We start from the raw sequence: 18869 nt of genomic DNA on the forward strand, positions 1-18869 counted from the left end.
GCTCCGCGACGTCAGCGCAGTTGCCGGATCGGGGCGCCGGCGAGCCAGGCCTCGATGTCCTCCACCGCCTGGGTGAAGAAGGTCCGGTAGTTGTTGCGCGACACGTAGCCGAGATGCGGCAGCGCCAGCACGTTCGGCAGGCGCCGGAACGGGCTGTCGGCCGGCAGCGGCTCGGTCTCGAACACGTCGAGGCCCGCGCCGGCGATCCAGCCCTCCTCCAGCGCCTGGACCAGCGCGGCCTGATCGATGATCGGCGCGCGCGAGGTGTTCACGAGAAACGCGTCGCGGCGCATGCGGCGCAGCTCGGCCGCGCCCAGGAGGCCGCGGGTCCGGTCGCCCAGCACGAGGTGGATCGTGACGACGTCGCTCGCCTCCAGCAGGGCTTCCTTCGAGGCCGCCCGCTCCACCCCGGCGGCGGCGGCGCGACCATCGTCGAGGTTCGGGCTCCAGGCGATCACCCGCATGCCGAAGGCGCGCCCGATCTCGGCCACCCGCGTCCCGATCTTCCCCAGGCCCAGAACGCCGAGGGTCGCGCCGGCGAGGTCGGTCCCGATCGTGCTCTGCCAGGGGCCGCCCGCGCGCAGGGTCAGGCTCTCCGGCGCCACGTGTCGGGCCAGTCCGAGGATCAGCGCCCAGGTCAGCTCCGTCGGCGGCGTCGGGCTGGAATCGGTGCCGCAGACGACGACGTTGCGCGCCCGGGCCGCCGCGAGGTCGATGGCGAGGTTGCGCATGCCGCTGGTGACGAGGAGTTCCAGCCGCGGCAGCCTTTCCAGCAGAGCCGCCGGGAACGGCGTCCGCTCCCGCATGATCACGAGGATCTCGGCCTGCGCGATCCGCGCCACGAGGTCGTCCGGGTTCGGGATGTGCTGGCTGATCGCGGAGATCGCGACGCGGTCGGAGAGGCGCGCCCAGTCCGCGAGCGCGAGGGCCGCCTGCTGGTAATCGTCGAGGATCAGGCCGGTGCGCATGGGGGATGGGGTAGGCCTCGACGGGTGGAGCGTCAACGGATGCCGGGTGACGGCGCCCGGCGCCTACGCCCCGACCAGGGCCGCGAACGCCGCCGCGACGCCGGCGGCGCCGGGATCCTGGACACCGGCGAGGTCCCCGGCGGCCAGGTAGCTGGAGCGGCCCGCGCCGGCGCGATCCATGCCGGCCGTGGCCTCGGCTCCGGCCCGGGCCGCCGCCGCGGCGGCCGCGAGGTCGCCGCCCGTCAGGGCCTCGACGGCGGGGATCAGGGCGTCGAGCAGCGTGCGGTCGCCGGCCCGGGCGCCGCCGTAACCCTGGACGCGCGCCACGCCCTGCCCGAGCGCCTCGGGCCACGCGGCGCCGCCGGCGAGGGCCGAGGCCGTCGCGGCGAAGAAGATCGAGCCGAGCACGCCGCTCGATCCGCCGACCGCGCGCCCGATCCGCTCGGCGAGCGCCCGGCACAGGGCCGCGGGTTCCGCCTGCGGCAGCCGGTCGAGCTCGGCCAGGACGGCCCGCGCCGCGCCCGCGAAGGTCGTGCCGGCATCGCCGTCCCCGACCTTGGCATCGAGGCCGTTCAGGGTGTCCTCGGCCCCGATCAGGGCCTCGGCGACGGCCCGGATCCGGGCGGTGGTGACGGCGTCTTGCGACGGCACGAAGGCCTCGCCCGCGAGTCCCTCGGGCACCGGCCTCAGGATCGGCGGCGCGACCCGCACCGCTGCGGGCCAGGCCGGGACCGGGACGGGCTCCGACAGGGCGCGCTCCAGCGCGTCGTCGAGCGGCAGGACCGACAGCGAGGCACCGTGCATGTCGAGCGCCGTCATCAGTGGCGCGGGCCCGAGCAGCAGGCGGACGCGCCGCCCCAGGCCGGTGGTGAGCACGGCGCGGGTGAGGACCTGCATCTCGAGCGCGGAGGCGGAGCCGAGATTGTTCACGAGCAGCGCCAGCCGGTCCGCACCTTCGACGGCCCGCGCGAGACGCTCGGCCATCAGCTCGGAGAGGTCGCTGGCCTTTGGCAGCGCGATGCGCTCCGCGCCGGGCTCGCCGTGGATGCCGAGGCCGAGCTCGGCCTGTCCCTCCGCCAGCCGCTCGCTGCGCGGCGAGCCGGGGATCGTGCAGGTAGAGACCGCGATGCCGAGCGACTTCGCCGCCCCGGCCGCCCGGCGGGCGAGCGACGCCACGGTCTCGAGCGGTTCCCCGGCCTCCGCGGCGTGACCCGCCACCTTGTGGACGAACAGCGTCCCGGCGACGCCGCGCGGCTGCTTGGCGTCCGGCAGCGCGATGTCGTCCGCGACGATCACGGTCTCGACCCTGTGGCCCAGCGCCCGGGCGCGCTCGGCGGCGAGCCCGAAATTCAGCCGGTCACCCGCGTAGTTCTTGATGACGAGCAGGCACCCCGCCGGCCCCGTCACCGCGAGGATCCCGGCCAGCACCGCGTCGACGCTCGGCGAGGCGAAGACGTCACCGCAGACAGCGGCGCTGAGCAGGCCCGGTCCCACGAAGCCCGCATGGGCCGGCTCGTGGCCGGAGCCGCCGCCGGAGATGACCGCGACCTTCCCGGGATCCGGAGCGGCGCGGAGGACGACGCGGATGCCCGGGTCGCCGTCGAGCCGTGCCAGGCGTCCGCCGCTCGCGGCGACGAGGCCGTCGACGGCGTCGTTGACCAGGGTGGAGCGGGCGTCGATGAAGTGGGCCATGGCGTGACCTTCGATGGGGCCAATCCGCGATTCTACGTCGGCGGATCCGCGCGCATTGTCCGCCTCGTCGAGCCCTGCTGGCAACGGACTTCGTCCTCGCGAGCACAGCGCAGCGATCCGGCCCGCGCCACGCCGACCGAGGTCCCGCCGTCCCGACGCGCTTCGCTGCGCGCGCGACGACGACGGTCCTGCCCGTCCCCTATTCCTTCACGGCGCCGGTGAGCGCGGAGACGTAGTACTCGACGAAGAACGAGTAGAGGATCACCAGCGGCAGCGAGCCGAGCAGCGCGCCGGCCATCAGCGACCCCCACTTGTAGACGTCGCCGTCCACGAACTCGCTCACCACGGCGATGGGCACCGTCTTGTTCTGCGTCGAGGACAGGAAGGTCAGCGCGTAGATGAACTCGTTCCAGCACAGGGTCAGCGAGAAGATCCCCGCCGAGATCAGCCCCGGGAAGGCGAGCGGCAGGATGATCTTGGTGAGGATCTGCCACCGGCTGGCGCCGTCCATCAGAGCGCATTCCTCCAGCTCGTAGGGAATGGTCTTGAAGTAGCCCATCAGGAGCCACGTCGAGAACGGGATCAGGATCGTCGGGTAGGCGAGGATCAGGGCGATCGGCGAGTCGAACAGGCCGTAGGCCTGGATGATCGTGGCGAGCGGGATGAACAGGATCGAGGGCGGCACGAGGTAGGCGAGGAAGATCGCCGCCCCGACCCAGCCGGCGCCCCGGTAGCGCACGCGGACGCAGGCATAGGCGGCGAGCACGCTCGCGAACAGCGACAGCACGGTCGCCGCCACCGACACGTACATCGTGTTCCAGAGCCAGCGCGGATACTGCGTCTCGAAGAGGAGCTTGTTGATGTGCTTGAGCGTCGGATCCACGACCCAGAACGGGTTGAACCGCTCCATGTCGATCAGCTGCTCGTCCGGTTTGATGGCCGTCAGCGCCATCCAGTAGAACGGGAACAGCAGCACGGCGAGGATGAGGAGGAGCGGCAGGTAGGTCGTCACGAGCCGCCGGGGCAGGCGCTCGAGATAGGCCATGCCCTCCGAATTGTCCGTGAGCCCGGCAGGCCGCGCCTCCAGCACGGAGTTGAGATGCGGATCGGCATGGGCGGGCGGTGCGGGCGCGCTCATCGGTCGTTCCCCCCGGATTGCCAGGCCCTGCGCTGCAGGCCGAACCACGAGATGCCGATGGCCGCGAGCAGGAACGGCACCATGGCGGTGGCGATGGCCGCGCCCTCGCCGAGCGTCCCCGAGAGGATGCCGCGCTGGTACGACAGGGTCGCCATCAGGTGGGTGGCGTTCACCGGGCCGCCGCGCGTCATGGCCCAGATCAGCTGGAAATCGGTGAAGGTGAACAGCACCGAGAAGGTCATCACGACCGCGATGATCGGGGTCAGCAGCGGCAGGGTGATCCGCGAGAAGATCTGCCAGTTGGAGGCGCCGTCCAGCGTCGCGGCCTCGTAGAGCGAGGGCGAGACCGTCTGGAGACCGGCGAGCAGCGTGATGGCGATGAACGGCACGCCCCGCCAGATGTTGGCGAAGATCACGCAGGCCCGCGCCATGGCGGGATCGCCGAGGAAGTCGATGTTGCCGTCGATCACCCCGAGATGGCGCAGCGACCAAGAGATGATCGAGAACTGGCTGTCGAAGATCCACCAGAAGGCGATGGCCGACAGCACGGTCGGCACCACGAACGGGATCAGCACGATCGACCGGATGATCGACTTGAACGGCATGTTCTTGTTGAGCAGCAACGCGAGGTAGAGCCCGACCCCGAACTTCACCACGGACGCCACCGCCGTGTAGAGGCAGGTGTTGAACACCGAGAGCCAGAAGACGTCGTCGTCCCAGAGCCACTCGTAGTTCTCCAGGCCGACGAAGACCCCGTCGCGGCCGATCCGCGCGTTGGTGAAGGACAGCCAGATGCCCTTCAGGAGCGGGTAGGCCAGGAACAGGCCGAGGATCAGCGCCGTCGGCAGCATGAACCAGAACCCCGCCCAGCCGCGGCTCGCGCGCACGCGCTGCCAGGCCGAGCGGGTCGGGATTGCGGCCGGGGCGGGCTGCGTCAGGGCCGTGTGCGCCATGGTCTCGCCTCCGGCGGGTGCGGTCAGGTGTTCCGGAAGATGCGGGTGGCGGCGCGCTCAGCGTTCTTGATGGCGCCCTTCACGTCCTCGCGGCCGGTGCAGTGACTGGCGAACATGTCGACGATCACGAAGTCGGCCAGCACCGCGGCGATCCGCTCGCTCACCGGCGCGAGCCCGCCCGCCGCCAGGGAGCGCCGTCCCGCCTCGGCGAAGACCGCGTTCTTCGGGTCGCTCGTCCAGATCGGGTTCTTCGGATAGTTCGACAGCGGCTCGCAGAGGTAGCCCTGGGCCGCCTCCAGCCAGGGATTGTAGTTCGCCGCCTCCATCATGAAGGCGATGAAGGCCTTACAGGCGTTCGGCGCCTTCGAGTACTTGAAGGCCAGGATCGGGAAGGCGAGCTGGAACTCGGTGGGCTTGCCGACCGGGCCGATCGGCCAGACCGCGTGGTCCATGTCCTCGGCGAGCTTCGGGTTGTCCTTCTTGGCCGCCGCGTAGATCGAGATGCCGTTGTTGGTCAGGTACAGGTCGCCGGCCAGGAAGGCCTTGTTGTTCGAGGAATCGTTCCACGACACCGTGCCGGGCACGAAGGTCTCGTACAGGGACTTGACGTATTCGAGCGCCTTGGCGGTCTCGGGCGAGTTGATGACGATCTTCTCGTTGGCGTCGACGAGGTTGCCGCCGTGTGACCAGAGCGCCCAGTGGCACCACGTGTTGCCGTCACCGGTGGCGTGGCCGAGAGCGAAGCCGGCGGGGGTGTTGTTCTTCTTCAGTCCGCGGCAGAGTTCGAGGAAGCCCGCGGTGTCGGTCGGGAACTTGTCGAACCCGGCCTTCTTCATCGCCGAGATGCGGTAATTCGGATAGCCGCCGTTGAACGCCACGGGGATCGCGATCCACTTGCCCTTGACCTTGCCGTAGGCCTCGGCCGACGGGAACCAGGGGCCGTACTTCTTGCCGAGGGACTCCGCCACGTCCTCGAGCGGCAGGCACTTGTCGGGGAAGAGCGCCGGGAACGAGAACAGACCCCAGACCATGTCGGGCCCTTGGCCCGTATTGGCGGCGACGGACGCCTTGGGCTGGATGTCGTCGAAGGACTCGTTGGTCACCGTGACCTTGACGCCCGTCGCCTTGGTGAAGGCGTCGACGAGCTTCATGAAGGCCTCGTCCTCGGCCGGCACGAAGCGCTTCCAGCGCAGGAGCGACAGGCTCGCCCCCGGCTCGGGCTTCCACTCCGCGTTCTGCGCCCAGGCCTTGGCGAAGCCGAGGAGGTCGCCGCCGGCGGCGAGACCTGTCGCTGCGGCGCCCGCGAGGAGGGACCGGCGATCGAGAACGGACATCGTTTCTTCTCCCTCGGTGATCGTGATCCTGGAGGCGCCGCGCGCCTCGAATCCGCGCCGGATCCGACGCGGGTCAGCTCGGCAGGCGACGGCCGGTCTCGGCGTCGAAGAAGTGCACGCGGTTCGGCCGCAGGGAGACCGTCTCGCCCGGCCGCTCGCGCACGCGCTCGCGCAGCACGCAGGTGAGGTCCTGGCCCCCGGCCCGCACCGCCAGCATGGTCTCGGAGCCGGTCGGCTCCACGACGACGACCTCCGCGGCGATCCCCTCGCGCGCGAGGTCGAAATGCTCGGGGCGGACGCCCAGGATGAGCGGCCGACCATCGACCCCGGAGGGCGCGTCGGCGAGCGGGATCGACAGGCCGGTCTCGGTGGTGAAGGTCAGACGCCCGTTCGCCCGGACCTTGCCGGGCATGAAATTCATGGCCGGCGAGCCGATAAAGCCCGCGACGAACAGGTTGTCGGGCCGGTCGTAGAGCTCGAGGGGCGGCCCGATCTGCTCCACGACCCCGTCGTGCATCACCACGATCCGGTCGGCCATGGTCATGGCCTCGATCTGGTCGTGGGTGACGTAGATCGTCGTCGTCTTCAGGCGCTGGTGCAGCTCCTTGATCTCGGTGCGCATCGCCACCCGGAGCTTGGCGTCGAGGTTGGAGAGCGGCTCGTCGAACAGGAAGACCTGCGGGTCGCGCACGATCGCCCGGCCCATGGCGACGCGCTGGCGCTGGCCGCCCGAGAGCTGGCGCGGGTAGCGGTCCAGCAGGGGAGCCAGCCCGAGGATCTGGGCGGCCTTGTTGACCCGGAGATCGATCTCGGAGGCCGGCGCCTTCCGGATCCGCATCGAGAACGCCATGTTCTCGCGGACGGTGAGATGCGGATAGAGGGCGTAGTTCTGGAACACCATGGCGATGTCCCGCTCCTTGGGCGGCACATCGTTCACCACGCGCTCGCCGATGTGGATCTCGCCGCCGGAGATGTTCTCGAGCCCGGCGATCATCCGCAGGAGCGTTGATTTCCCGCAGCCCGACGGGCCGACCAGGATCACGAATTCACCGTCCCGGATATCCACCGACACGCCGTGCAGGACATTCGTCGATCCGAAAGCCTTGCGAACCTCGCGGATTCCCACCGAGGCCATGCTTCCTCCCGATCAAGGCCGCTCTGTCGGCGGCTCTAGGGCAGCAGTACAAATGAGGGTTCGCGGGAAAGCAAGCCGGCCTCCTGGCAAAGCTGCAGATAATCTTGGATCTGTCAGGCGAGCCCCCGGGCGCCCGTGACGGGCGCGGCCCGGTGAAACTTCCGGCGGGATGACGGGCGGCGCGGAATGCTATGGGATTGGGCGCCGGCCGCGGTGCCGGAACCGAGCCCGTCGCGCGCGGGCATTCAGCGGCTGACATCCAAGGCGGACATCCAGGGGACGTGAGCACATGTCGTTATCGGGCCTGACCGCGCGGGAGATCCTGCCCGCCGACGGATGCCGCGGCGCCCTCGTGGGCCGGGTGTGGCGGCCGGACGTGGAAGGTCCGAGCGTCGTGGCGATCCGCGCCGACGCGGACGGCGCTGCCCGAATCGTCGACGTCACCGCCGCCTTCCCCACCGTCAGCGACCTGTGCGAGGCCCGAGACCCCGCCGCCGCCCTGCGCGGCGCAGAGGGCGAGGACCTCGGCAGCCTCGACGCGGTGCTGGCCAACACGCCGCCGGACGCGCGCGACGCCACCAAGCCGTGGCTCCTGGCCCCGGTCGACCTCCAGGCCCTGAAGGCGGCGGGCGTGACCTTCGCCACCTCGATGCTGGAGCGGGTGATCGAGGAGCGCGCACGCGGCGATCTCGCCGCCGCGGCGGCGATCCGCGCCGAGGTCGAGCGCCTGGTCGGGCACGACCTGCGCCGGCTGAAGCCCGGCTCGCCCGAGGCCATGGCCCTCAAGGAGGTGCTGGTCGCGCAGGGCGCCTGGAGCCAGTACCTGGAAGTCGGCATCGGCCCGGACGCCGAGATCTTCACCAAGGCGCAGCCGCTCTCGGCCGTCGGCTGCGGCGCGGATGCGGGGCTGCACCCGGACTCGCACTGGAACAACCCCGAGCCCGAGGTGGCGCTCGCGGTCGCCTCCCACCAGCGCATCGTCGGGGCGACGCTCGCCAACGACGTGAACCTGCGCGACTTCGAGGGCCGGTCGGCGCTGCTCCTCGGGAAGGCCAAGGACAACAACGCCTCCTGCGCCGTGGGGCCGTTCCTGCGCCTGTTCGACGATACGTTCGGCCTCGACGACGTCCGCCGCACGACCGTGACCCTCGAGGTGACCGGCACGGACGGCTTCCGGCTGGAGGGCACCTCGCCGCTCTCCGAGATCAGCCGCGACCCGGAGGAGCTGGCGGAGGCGCTGATGGGGCGGACGCACGACTACCCCGACGGCGCCCTCCTCCTCCTCGGCACCATGTTCGCGCCGATCCAGGACCGGCACGGGCCGGGCCTCGGCTTCACCCACGCCGACGGCGACCGCGTTGTCGTGGCGAGCCCGGAGCTCGGCAGCCTCGTCAACCGCATGCGCCGCTGCGACGCCTGCGAGCCCTGGACCTTCGGTGCCCGCGCGCTCATGCGGAACCTCGCCGCGCGCGGGATTCTGTGACAGAGCGGCGATCGGACCGAGCCCCGAGATGATGCCGATGACCGACACCGCCTTCCTCGACCGCCTCGCCGCGATCGTCGGACCGTCCGGTCTCGTCACCGGTGCGGAGCTGCGGGGACGCTCGGCCAACTGGACGCGCCCGACTGAGCCCTGCGCCGCCCTGGCCCTGGTCCGCCCGCACAGCACGGAGGAGACCGGCGCCGTCATGGCCGCCTGCCACGCGGCGGGCGTCGCGGTCGTCCCGCGGGGCGGAGCCACCGGCCTCGTCGACGGCACGCTCTGCCAACCCGACGAGATCACCCTGTCGACCGAGCGCATGACCGGCATCGAGCCGGTGGACCCGCTCGGCATGACGGTGGTGGTCGGCACCGGCGCGACCCTCGAGAGCGTGCAGGACGCCGCGTCCGCGGCGGGCCTGTTCTTCCCCCTCGATCTCGGGGCCCGCGGCTCGGCGACGATCGGCGGCGCGATCTCCACCAACGCGGGCGGCCTGCGGGTGCTGCGCTACGGCATGATGCGCGAGATGGTGCTCGGCCTGGAGGCGGTGCTCGCCGACGGCACGATCGTGTCGTCGATGCGGCCGCTCATCAAGAACAACACCGGGCTCGACCTCAAGCAGCTCTTCCTCGGCACCGAGGGCACGATGGGCATCGTCACGCGGGCGGTCATCCGCCTGCGGCCGGAGCCCGCCGGCTACGCGACGGCGCTGATCGCGTGCCCCGGCGTCGATGACGGCGCGCGGGTGCTGCGGGCGGCGCAGAGCGCCTTCCAGGGGCGTGTCTCCTCGTTCGAGGGCCTATGGCCGGACTTCTACCGGCTGATGACGGCGCCCGGGCGCGCGACCCCGCCGCTGGGGCCGGACTACCCGTTCTACGCGATCATCGAGGTCGAGTGCGTCCCCGAGGAATCGGACCGGTTCCTCGGTCTGCTGGAAGGGCTGATGGGCGACGGCACGATCCTCGACGCCGTGGTCGCCGCCTCGGAGGAGCAGCGCCGCGGCATGTGGCGGATCCGCGACCGCGTCGAGCACCTGAACGCCGACGGGATCGACCGGGCCTTCGACGTGAGCGTGCCGCTCGCGCGGATGGACGGCTACGTCCGCGGCGCGCTCGACCGGCTCGCGGCGATCCCGGGCTGCCGGGCGGTCGTCTACGGGCATATCGGCGACAACAATCTCCACTGGAACACCACCCGCCTCGACGCCGTCGGCAACGCGGCGATCGACGCGGCGATCTACGAGCCGCTGGCGGAGCTGAACGGCTCCGTCTCGGCGGAGCACGGGATCGGGCTCGAGAAGCGGGCCAAGCTGAAGCTGTCGCGCTCGCCCGAGGAGATCGCCGTCATGCGGCTCGTGAAGCGGGCGCTCGATCCGGACAACCGGCTGAATCCGGGCAAGATCTTCTGAGGGCTCCGCCGTGGCGATCCGCTTGGCGGTGCGCCTGACGCCGCGCGGGGGGCGCGACGCCGCGGAGGGCTGGGCCCGGGACGACAAGGGGCAGCCCTACCTGAAGGTCCGCGTCGCCGCCCCGCCGGTTGAGGGCGCGGCCAATGAGGCGCTCGTCGCGCTGATCGCCAAGGCGCTGAAGGTCAGCCGCGGCTCGGTCCGCATCGTGACCGGCGAGCAGAGCCGGCTGAAGATCCTGGAGATCGACGGCGCCGCGCAGGCGGATCTGGATCGCGTGTTCGGTTCGCCGTGAGCGCTCGCCTACGTCTTTGCGAGCGCAGCGAAGCAATCCAGTGTTGCGCGCGATCGGAGGCCTGAGGCGCGCCTGGATTGCTTCGCTGCGCTCGCAAGGACGGAAGAGCCTGAACGTCAGCCGCTCTCGGACGATGCGTCCCACCTTCCGCGACGCATCGTCCATCGACTGATCGATCAGAACGCGACCTTGTCGCCGCCCTTCAGCGCCAGCATCTCGCGCGCCTCGTCGGGCGAGGCGACCGCGAGGCCCAGCCCCTCGATGATCGCGCGCACCCGCCGGACCTGCGCGGCGTTGGTCTCGGCGAGCTTGCCCGGACCGTCCCAGAGGCTGTCCTCGAGCCCGACGCGGACGTTGCCGCCCATCGCGGCCGCCATGGCGGCGATGTTCATCTGGTTGCGGCCCGCGCCGAGCACCGACCAGCGGTACTGATCGCCGAACAGACGGTCGGCGGTGCGCTTCATGTGCATCACGTCGTCCGGATGCGCGCCGATCCCGCCCTGCAGGCCGAAGACCGTCTGGATGAACAGCGGCGCCTGCACGAGCCCGCGGTCGAAGAAGTATTTCAGGTTGTAGAGATGCGCGGTGTCGTAGCACTCGAACTCGAACTTCGTCCCGTTCGGGCCGCAGGTCGTCAGGATGTGCTCGATCTGGCCGAACGTGTTGCGGAAGATGATGTCCTTGTTGCCGAGATAGTCCCGCTCCCACTGGTGCTTCAGGTCCTTGAAGCGGTCGAGCATGCCGAACAGGCCGAAGTTCATCGAGCCGAGGTTCAGCGAGGCGACCTCCGGCTGGAAGGTCGCGGCCGGGCGCACCCGCTCCTCGATGGACATGGTCGGCGCGCCGCCCGTGGTGATGTTCACCACGCAGTTCGAGCGCTGCTTGATCACCGGCAGGAACTTGGCGAAGGCCTCGGGTGTCTGGTCGGGCTGGCCGTTCTCCGGGTTGCGGGCGTGCAGGTGCACGATGGCGGCGCCGGCCTCGGCGGCGCCGATGGCGGCGTCGGCGATCTCCTCGGGCGTCACGGGCAGGTGCGGCGACATGCTGGGCGTGTGGATCGCGCCCGTCACCGCGCAGGTGATGATGACTTTCCGCTGTGAGGCCATGCTCAGTCCTTCCGTGAAGCCTTGTGGGCGCGGAGCGCCGCCAGCCGCGCGTCGCGGCGGTTCATGCGTGCGGGCAGATCGGTCGGCGGTTGCCACTTGGCCAGGATCGCCTCGGTGGCCGGCGCCTCGTAGACCGAGGGCAGCGCCGGGTCGGCGGCGAGGCTCTTGTAGAAACCGGTGTAGCGGGCGCAGTAATCGGCGATGCCGCCGGGCGCGTTGAGCTCGATCGTCTCGAACGGACCCATGAAGCTCCAGCGCAGGCCGAGGCCGTCCGCCACGGTCTTGTCGAGGTCCTGCGGGGTCACGTAGCCCTCCGAAGCGAGGCGGAACGCCTCCGCCAACAGGGCGCCCTGGAGCCGGTTGAGGATGAAGCCCTCGATCTCCTTCAGCACGGTGATCGGGACCTGCCCGATCTGCTCGTAGACCTGACGGGCCCGCACCAGCGCCTCGGGGGCCGTCCACGGCGCGCCGGAGATCTCCACGAGCGGGATCAGGTGCGGCGGATTGACCGGATGGCCGACCAAGCAACGGGCCCGACCCGGTAGGTCCTCGGTGAACAAGGAGCAGCGGATCGCCGAGGAGGACGAGGCGATGACGGCCTCCCGCGGTGCCGCGGCGTCGAGGTCCGCGAACAGGCTCCGCTTCACCTCCAGCCGCTCCGGGCCATTCTCCTGCACGAAGGCGACGCCGTCGAGGGCCGCCGCGAGGGTGCCGGCCGCGCGGATGCGCGCCGCGGCACCCGCGGGATCCGCGCAGAGGTCATTCGCCGCCAGCGTCCGCAGCCCCTCGGCGCAGAGCGGGATCGCGGCCTCGGCGACGCCCGCTGCGGGATCGAACAGGCGCACATCCCAGCCGGCACGGGCGAAGATCATCGCCCAGGCCCGGCCGATCAGGCCGGCGCCGACGATCGCGACGCTCTCGGTCATAGCCACAGCACCTTCCGCCTCAACTCCTGATCCTCGCGCAGGAGACGCGACTCGCCCGTCCACTGCACGCTGCCGCGCTCCAGGGCGACGGTGCGGTCGGACAGCGCCAGGGCGAGGTCGAGGTGGTGGTCCACCAGGATGATCGCGATCTCCCGGCGCAGTCGGTCGAAGGCCTCGAACAGCTCCTCCGTCACCGCCGGCGACAGGCCCTCGAAGGGCTCGTCGAGGAGGAGAAGCCGCGTGTCGCCCGAGAGGGCGCGGGCCACCGCCACCATCTGCTGCTCGCCGCCGGACAGGCGGGCCGCGTCGATGGTCCAGCGCTCCTTCAGGCGCGGGAAGAACTCGAGGACCTTCTCCTCGTCCCAGTGGATGCCGGCGCCGGTGAACCGCCGCAGGCGGCCGAGGCCCAGATTCTCCGCGACGGTCATGCCGGCGAACAGCGCCCGCCCCTGCGGCACGTAGCCGATCCCGAGCCGGGCGATCCGGTCGGGCGACAGGCCGGCGATGTCCTGGCCGGCGAGCACGATCCGGCCGGCGGCCGGCGGCGCGGTGCCGATCAGGGTCTTGAGCAGAGTCGACTTGCCGGCCCCGTTGCGTCCGAGGAGCGCCACGACCTCGCCCCGGCGCACCGCCAGGTTCACCCCGTTCAAGATGTGCGATTTGCCGTAGAAGGTGTCGACGCCCTCCATGGCGAGCAGCGTCTCGGCCTCGGCGGCGCTGGCGCGCGGCTTCGCGGCGATCGCCGCCGTGCCCGAGCCGAGATAGACCGCCTGCACCCGCTCGTCGTCCCGGGCATCCGCGACCGAGCCGTCGACCAGCACGGCGCCGTCGGCCATCACGGTGACGCGGTCGGCGAGGCGGAAGACGCGGTCGATGTCGTGCTCGACGAGGAGCACCGGGATGTCGGCCGACAGCGCCTTGATCAGGTCGCCGACCCGCTCGCGCTCGGCGGCCGCCAGCCCGGCGAGGGGCTCGTCGAGCAGCAGCACGCGCGGCCGCGTGGCCAGGGCCAGCCCCATGTCGAGGAGCCGCTGGCCGCCGTAGGACAGGCTGCCGGCCTCGGCCCGCTCGATGCCGGACAGGCCGGTCCAGCGCAGCAGCTCGGCGGTGTCGTCGGCGATCTCCCGGACGGCCAACGCGTCCCGCCAGGGGCTGAAATGCGCGGCGTGCCGGGCCTGCACCGCGAGGCGGACGTTCTCCTCCACGGAGAGGCCCGGGAACAGGTTGGTGATCTGGAACGAGCGCCCGATCCCGGCACGGGTGATGGCGTGCGGCTCCAGGCCGGCGATCTCGCTTCCGTCGAGGCGAATGCTGCCGCCGCTCGGGCGGAACATCCCGGACAGCAGGTTGAAGGCGGTGGTCTTGCCGGCGCCGTTCGGCCCGATCAGGGCGTGGAGCGTCCGGTCGGCGACCGCGAAGGACACGCCGCGCACCGCCTTCACGGGCCCGAAGCTCTTCCGGATCTCGTCGGCGACCAGCACCGGGCCGTCGCCGCGCCCCTCCGCGATGAAGCGGGCCGGGACTCGGCCCGAGGCGCCGGCGCGGCGGGCCGACATGGCCGCGCCCTCGGTCGGGACGCGCCGGAACGGTTTCAGCAGCCGCGCCGCGATGCCGACGAGCCCGTCCGGCGAGAACACGATGAAGGCGACGAACAGCAGGCCGAAATACAGCAGCCAGTCGGCGGTGTAGATCGACAGGAACTCGCGGAAGAGGATGTAGAATAGCGCGCCGAGCGCCGGCCCGAGGAACGAGCGCATCCCTCCGATCACCACCATGGCGAGCAGCTCGCCCGAGAAGGCGATGGAGATCGGGTCGGCCGAGGTGAAGCGGTGACTGTAGGCCGCGAGCGCCCCCGCCAGCCCGGTGATCGTCGCCGAGATCACGAAGGCCGCGAGCTTGTAGCGGTTGGTGGCGTAGCCGAGGAATCCCGCGCGCTGCTCGTTCTCGCGGATTGCCACCAGGACGGTGCCCATGGGCGAGCGCCGGAAGCGCCACAGGGCGATCAGGACCGCGAAGGCGATCCCGGACACCGCGGCGTAGTAGGCGCCGGGCTCCTGCAGCGCCGCCCAGCGGTGCAGGTTTCCGATGCCGTTCTCGCCACCGGTGAGGTCGGTCCAGCGGAACGCGATGGCGTAGAGCATCGCCGTGAAGGCGAGGGTCAGGAGCGAGAAGTAGACGCCCCGCCGCCGCAGGATCAGGCCGCCGGCGGCGAGGGCCGCGAGCCCGGTGATCGCCAGGGCGCCGAGGAGCGGCAGGGCCATGTCGCCGGGGAAGAGGCGCGTCTGGAGGATCGCCACCGCGTAGGCGCCGATCCCGAACCACGCCCCGTGGCCGAACGAGGTGAGCCCGGTCCAGCCGACCAGGATGTTGAGGCCGAGCACCGCCAGGGCGAAGATCACCACGTCGGTGGCGGTGATCAGCGTCAGGCCGATCGCGTCGAGGGCGAAGGGCAGGACGATCAGAGCGGCGAGCGCCGCCCAGAGCTGGCGGCTCTCGCGCAGGATCAGGCCGCGCTGCGGCAGGGCGAGCGGCAGCGGCTCGGCGGTTCCGGACATGGGACGCTCTCCGCTCACTCGAACCGGGCGATGTGCTCGCCGAACAGGCCGCGCGGGCGCAGCAGCAGGACGAGCACCATGAGGGCGTAGACGGCGGCCTCGGTGGCCGGCGGGTAGGCGTAGGCGGTGAGGCCCCGGACCACGCCGACGATCAGCGCGGCGAGCACCACGCCCCAGAAGGAGCCGAGACCGCCGATCACCACGACCACGAAGGCGAAGGTCAGGATCTCGGCGCCCATGGCGGGCTGCACGCCCGTGACCGGCGCCATCATGGTCCCGGCGAGCGCCGCGAGCCCGACCGCGATCGTCACCACGGCGGTCATGTAGGGCCGCAGCGAGATGCCCAGCGCCGCGACCATGTCGGGGTTCTGCACGCCCGCCCGGACCACCCGCCCGAAGCTGGTCCGCGTCAGGAGCAGCCACAGGCCGGCGACGCAGGCGAGGGCCACGACGAGGATCGAGAGCCGGTAGCGCGAGTAGATCAGGTCGCCGATGAAGATCTGCCCGCGCAGCCAGCTCGGGATCCCGAACGGCACCGGCGCGGCCCCGAAGGCCATGCGCAGCGCCTGCTCCGCCACCATCGCGAGCCCGAAGGTGAGGAGCAGGCCGAGCGTCGGGTCGCCACGGTAGAAGCGCCGGAGCAGGAACCGCTCGATCAGGAGGCCGAGCACCGCCACCGCGAGCGGCGAGGCGATGAGCGCGCCGCCGAAGCCGATCGTCGGCGTCAGCAGCACGGTCATGTAGGCGCCGATCGCGTAGAACGCGCCGTGGGCGAGGTTCACGATCCCGCCGAGGCTGAAGATCAGCGACAAACCCAGCGCGATCAGCAGGTACTGCACGCCGATCAGCAGGCCGTTGAGCACCTGCTCCAGGATGAAGACGAGCTGCATGGACGCCTCACGCCGGGAAGGTGCAGGCGTTCTCGTCGCGGGTCGTGGCGAGCACTTCCAGGCTCTCGCCGGGACCGGGCAACGGGCCGGTCGAGGTGAAGATGTCGTAGGGGTTCTTGACCTGGTCCGCCGGCAAGGCGGTGATCGCGAACATCTCCTGCATCAGCTCGTGGTCCCAGGGGCGGAAATAGCCCTCGCGGACCTTGGCGATGTCGAACTTCGCGCCCGATTCCAGGTGCTCCACGACCTTGATCGACTCGGTCGATTTGAGCTCGTTCATCGATTGCGCGACGATCTTCATCGCCGTGTAGTCGCCCCAGCCCTGGTTCTCCGGCGGCTTCTTGTACTTGGCCTTGAAGGCGGCGACGAACTTCTTCGCCGAGGGCGAATCGATCTGGTGGTGCCAGATCACCGGCCAGGTGCCGAGGAAGTTCCCCGGCCCGGCGCCCCAGGCGAGCGCCGTGTCGAAGCCGAAGCCGGCAACCGGGAACGGCAGGCCGAACTCGCTGTACTGTTTCAGGAAGTTGGTGATCTGCGCGCCCGCGAGGTTGCAGATCACGAGGTCCGGCTTGGCCTGACGGAGCTTGAGCAGGAACGGTGAGAAGTCGGTGAGCTCGGTCGGGATCAGATCCTCGCCGACGAGGGTGGCGTCGTTGGCGGCGAAGTACTTCTTGGCCTGCTTCAGGAGATCGTGGCCGAAGGCGTAGTCGGCGGTGAGCGCGTAGACCTTGCGCCCCTTGATCAGGCCCCGCTCGAGGAGCGCCCGCCCGCAGGCCCGCACCATCATGGTGTTCTGCGATTCGACGTGGAACATGAACCGCTTGCAGTCGGAGCCGCGCAGCGCGTCCGAGTTGGCGCCGGTGTTGATGAACAGGATCTTCTCGCGCTGCGCGACCTGGCTGATCGCCAGCGCCGAAGCGGAGTTGATCTCGCCGACGAGGCAGGCGACGCGGTCGCGCTGGACCATGCGCTCGGCCTTGGCCGAGGCGGTCTGCGGGTTGACGCTGTCCTCCGACAGGAGCTCGACCTTCCGGCCCGCGATGCCGCCGGCGGCGTTGATCTCCTCCACCGCGAGCTGGGCCGCCTGCACGGCGAACTCGCCGAGCGGCCCGAGGAAGCCGGTCCGCGGCGTGAGGTGACCGATCCGGATCACCTCGGACTGTCCCTGGGAGAGCGCCGGGCTCGCGAGGGCCGGCGCGAGGAGCGCCGCGCCGCCGGCGCGCAGGAGGCTGCGGCGAGAAAGGGATTCCCCGTACCGGTCCGTCATCGTTCCGCTCCCGTGCGTGTCCTCCAGCCGGGTTGTTGTGGCGGGCTCTGACGGCCCTCACCCGAACTGTGATCACAGATCACTAGCGCGATAGTGCCGGATCCGTCTAGTGTCGGCATATGAATTCCACTTTGGCGCTGGCCGACCTGCCCCAGCTCGCGCGGCGGACCCTGTCCGACACCGTCTACGAGGCCCTGTCGGATCTCCTCGCCTCGGGGCGGCTGGCGCCGGGCGACCGGCTGTCCCTCCGGCAGAGTGCGGCGGCGCTCGGCGTCTCGGTCATGCCGGTGCGCGAGGCGGTGAGCCGGCTCGCGGCGGACGGCGTGCTGGAGGTGGCGCCGAATCGCGTGATCCGGGTGCCGGTCATGGGCGCGGCCGCGTTCCGGGCCCTGGTCGAGACCCGCATCGCGGTCGAGGGCATCGCGGTGGCGCGGGCGGCCGACCGGCGGACGGGGGCCGAACTCGCGGCGATACGGAGTGCCGAGGCGGCCTTCCGGGCCGAGGCCGAGGCGGCGGAGCCCGACAGGGCGCGCGCCGTTCAGCTCAACCGCGACCTGCATTTCGCCATCTACGGCGCCTGCGGGCTGGCACCCCTGCAGGAGATCATCGCGCGGCTCTGGCTGAAGGCCGGCCCGGTGATCAACCTGGATCTGCGCGCCCACCCGGAGCGCCTCCTCCAGGGCTTCGCTCTGCGCCGGCACGCCGAGGCCGTGGCAGCCATCGAGATCCGGGACGGTGCGGCGGCCGCGGCCGCGATCGCCGCCGACATCCGGGAAGCCGCGGAGTTCATCTTGACCCGCGGCGGATTGCGGGACGTTCAGGGAGAGGATTGATCATGGATCTGGGGATTGCCGGCCTGCGGGTCCTGGTGACGGCGGGCGCTGCCGGAATCGGTCGCGAGATCGTCGACGCGTTCCTGGACGAAGGCGCGCGCGTCTTCGCCTGCGATATCGACGCCGAGGCCTTGGCCGCGCTGCCGGACACCGTCGGGCGCAGCCGGACCGACGTCGCCGACCGCGACGCCGTCGCCGCGATGATGGACCAGGCGGTCGAGTTCCTCGGCGGCCTCGACGTGCTCGTCAACAATGCCGGGATCGCCGGCCCGACCGGCCGGGTCGAGGAGATTGCCCCCGAGGAGTGGGATCGCTGCCTCACGGTCTGCCTGACCAGCCAGTTCAACTGCGCGCGCCTGGCGGTGCCGCATCTCCGCCAGAGCGCCAACGCCTCGATCGTCAACCTCTCCTCGGCCGCGGGTAAGTTCGGCTTCGCCCTGCGCAGCCCCTACGCGGCCGCCAAGTGGGGGGTGATCGGCTTCACCAAGTCCCTGGCGATCGAGCTCGGCGGCGCGGGGATCCGGGTGAACGCGATCCTGCCGGGCCTCGTCGCCGGGGATCGCCAGCGCCGGGTGCTCGAATCGAAGGCCCAGCAGCAGGGCACGAGCTTCGCCGACATGGAGGCGCGGGCGTTCTCGTTCGTGTCGGTGAAGGAGTACGTCACGGCGCGGCAGCTCGCCGACCAGATCCTGCTGCTCTGCTCGCCGCGCGGCCGGACGATCTCGGGGCAGGCCATTTCCATCGATGGTGACACCCGGATGCTGTCCTGAAATTAATCCAGCGCCGGAGATGCTGCGGCGGATCAATCCTCAGAGTATTGCAAGATCGAGCTCAGGGCGCCGCGACCGCGGCCGCGACGCCCGCCGCGGTAGCGGAAGACACGAGCCGGACC

At 71.0% G+C, this 18869-nt stretch carries 16 protein-coding genes; 5 read left to right on the forward strand and 11 right to left on the reverse strand.

Going from position 1 to position 18869, the window contains the following annotated elements:
* Positions 1-11 precede the first annotated feature (11 nt).
* The 6 genes from BM314_RS01675 to ugpC form a co-directional block, all read right to left on the reverse strand.
* On the reverse strand, positions 12-968 hold the full coding sequence (locus BM314_RS01675) for a D-2-hydroxyacid dehydrogenase family protein (RefSeq protein ID WP_170868015.1): 957 nt from the start codon (positions 966-968) through the stop codon (positions 12-14).
* Positions 969-1031: 63 nt separating this feature from the next.
* A complete protein-coding gene (locus tag BM314_RS01680; protein WP_091976614.1) occupies positions 1032-2660 on the reverse strand; it encodes a dihydroxyacetone kinase subunit DhaK in 1629 nt (542 codons plus the stop codon).
* Between the two features lie 199 nt (positions 2661-2859).
* On the reverse strand, positions 2860-3705 hold the full coding sequence (locus BM314_RS01685) for a carbohydrate ABC transporter permease (RefSeq protein ID WP_234082978.1): 846 nt from the start codon (positions 3703-3705) through the stop codon (positions 2860-2862).
* A gap of 89 nt (positions 3706-3794) precedes the next feature.
* The gene (locus BM314_RS01690; protein ID WP_020091916.1) at positions 3795-4751 is read right to left on the reverse strand and encodes a carbohydrate ABC transporter permease; all 957 of its coding nucleotides are present in this window, start codon (positions 4749-4751) and stop codon (positions 3795-3797) included.
* A 23-nt stretch (positions 4752-4774) separates the two neighbouring features.
* The gene (locus BM314_RS01695) at positions 4775-6085 is read right to left on the reverse strand and encodes an ABC transporter substrate-binding protein (RefSeq protein ID WP_020091915.1); all 1311 of its coding nucleotides are present in this window, start codon (positions 6083-6085) and stop codon (positions 4775-4777) included.
* A gap of 73 nt (positions 6086-6158) precedes the next feature.
* On the reverse strand, positions 6159-7220 hold the full coding sequence (ugpC, locus tag BM314_RS01700; RefSeq protein ID WP_091976615.1) for an ABC transporter ATP-binding protein: 1062 nt from the start codon (positions 7218-7220) through the stop codon (positions 6159-6161).
* A 289-nt stretch (positions 7221-7509) separates the two neighbouring features.
* On the opposite strand from ugpC, the gene BM314_RS01705 reads away from it, so the two are divergent.
* The 3 genes from BM314_RS01705 to BM314_RS01715 are packed head-to-tail and all read left to right on the forward strand — an operon-like array spanning position 7510 to position 10400.
* Complete coding sequence (locus BM314_RS01705; protein WP_091976617.1) at positions 7510-8703, forward strand: fumarylacetoacetate hydrolase family protein; 1194 nt, start codon at positions 7510-7512, stop codon at positions 8701-8703.
* Between the two features lie 37 nt (positions 8704-8740).
* Complete coding sequence (locus tag BM314_RS01710; RefSeq protein ID WP_244539818.1) at positions 8741-10108, forward strand: FAD-binding oxidoreductase; 1368 nt, start codon at positions 8741-8743, stop codon at positions 10106-10108.
* Positions 10109-10118: 10 nt separating this feature from the next.
* Positions 10119-10400, forward strand: coding sequence for a DUF167 domain-containing protein (locus tag BM314_RS01715; protein ID WP_091976618.1), 282 nt, complete (start codon positions 10119-10121; stop codon positions 10398-10400).
* 176 nt (positions 10401-10576) lie between these two features.
* Here the strand turns inward: BM314_RS01715 and BM314_RS01720 are convergent, their stop codons facing one another.
* Genes BM314_RS01720 through BM314_RS01740 form a run of 5 tightly spaced genes read right to left on the reverse strand, consistent with a single transcriptional unit; the run spans position 10577 to position 17144 of the window.
* Positions 10577-11506: a 3,5-dioxohexanoate:acetyl-CoA acetone transferase gene (locus BM314_RS01720; protein WP_091677076.1), complete on the reverse strand. Its 930-nt coding sequence runs from the start codon at positions 11504-11506 to the stop codon at positions 10577-10579.
* A 2-nt stretch (positions 11507-11508) separates the two neighbouring features.
* Positions 11509-12432, reverse strand: a complete 924-nt coding sequence (locus BM314_RS01725) for a 3-hydroxyacyl-CoA dehydrogenase (RefSeq protein ID WP_091976620.1) — start codon at positions 12430-12432, stop codon at positions 11509-11511.
* The gene (locus BM314_RS01730) at positions 12429-14987 is read right to left on the reverse strand and encodes a branched-chain amino acid ABC transporter ATP-binding protein/permease (protein ID WP_091976622.1); all 2559 of its coding nucleotides are present in this window, start codon (positions 14985-14987) and stop codon (positions 12429-12431) included. Before BM314_RS01730 ends, BM314_RS01725 begins: the two co-directional genes overlap by 4 nt.
* 14 nt (positions 14988-15001) lie before the next feature.
* Positions 15002-15877, reverse strand: a complete 876-nt coding sequence (locus BM314_RS01735) for a branched-chain amino acid ABC transporter permease (protein WP_091677084.1) — start codon at positions 15875-15877, stop codon at positions 15002-15004.
* Between the two features lie 7 nt (positions 15878-15884).
* A complete protein-coding gene (locus tag BM314_RS01740; protein WP_091976623.1) occupies positions 15885-17144 on the reverse strand; it encodes an ABC transporter substrate-binding protein in 1260 nt (419 codons plus the stop codon).
* Between the two features lie 119 nt (positions 17145-17263).
* Here BM314_RS01740 and BM314_RS01745 point away from each other — a divergent pair, with 119 nt between their 5' ends.
* A complete protein-coding gene (locus BM314_RS01745) occupies positions 17264-17977 on the forward strand; it encodes a GntR family transcriptional regulator (protein WP_091976624.1) in 714 nt (237 codons plus the stop codon).
* Between the two features lie 2 nt (positions 17978-17979).
* The gene (locus tag BM314_RS01750; protein WP_091926591.1) at positions 17980-18747 is read left to right on the forward strand and encodes an SDR family oxidoreductase; all 768 of its coding nucleotides are present in this window, start codon (positions 17980-17982) and stop codon (positions 18745-18747) included.
* Positions 18748-18869 lie beyond the last annotated feature (122 nt).

This window comes from Methylobacterium sp. 13MFTsu3.1M2 (genome assembly GCF_900112625.1).
Classification (GTDB): domain Bacteria; phylum Pseudomonadota; class Alphaproteobacteria; order Rhizobiales; family Beijerinckiaceae; genus Methylobacterium.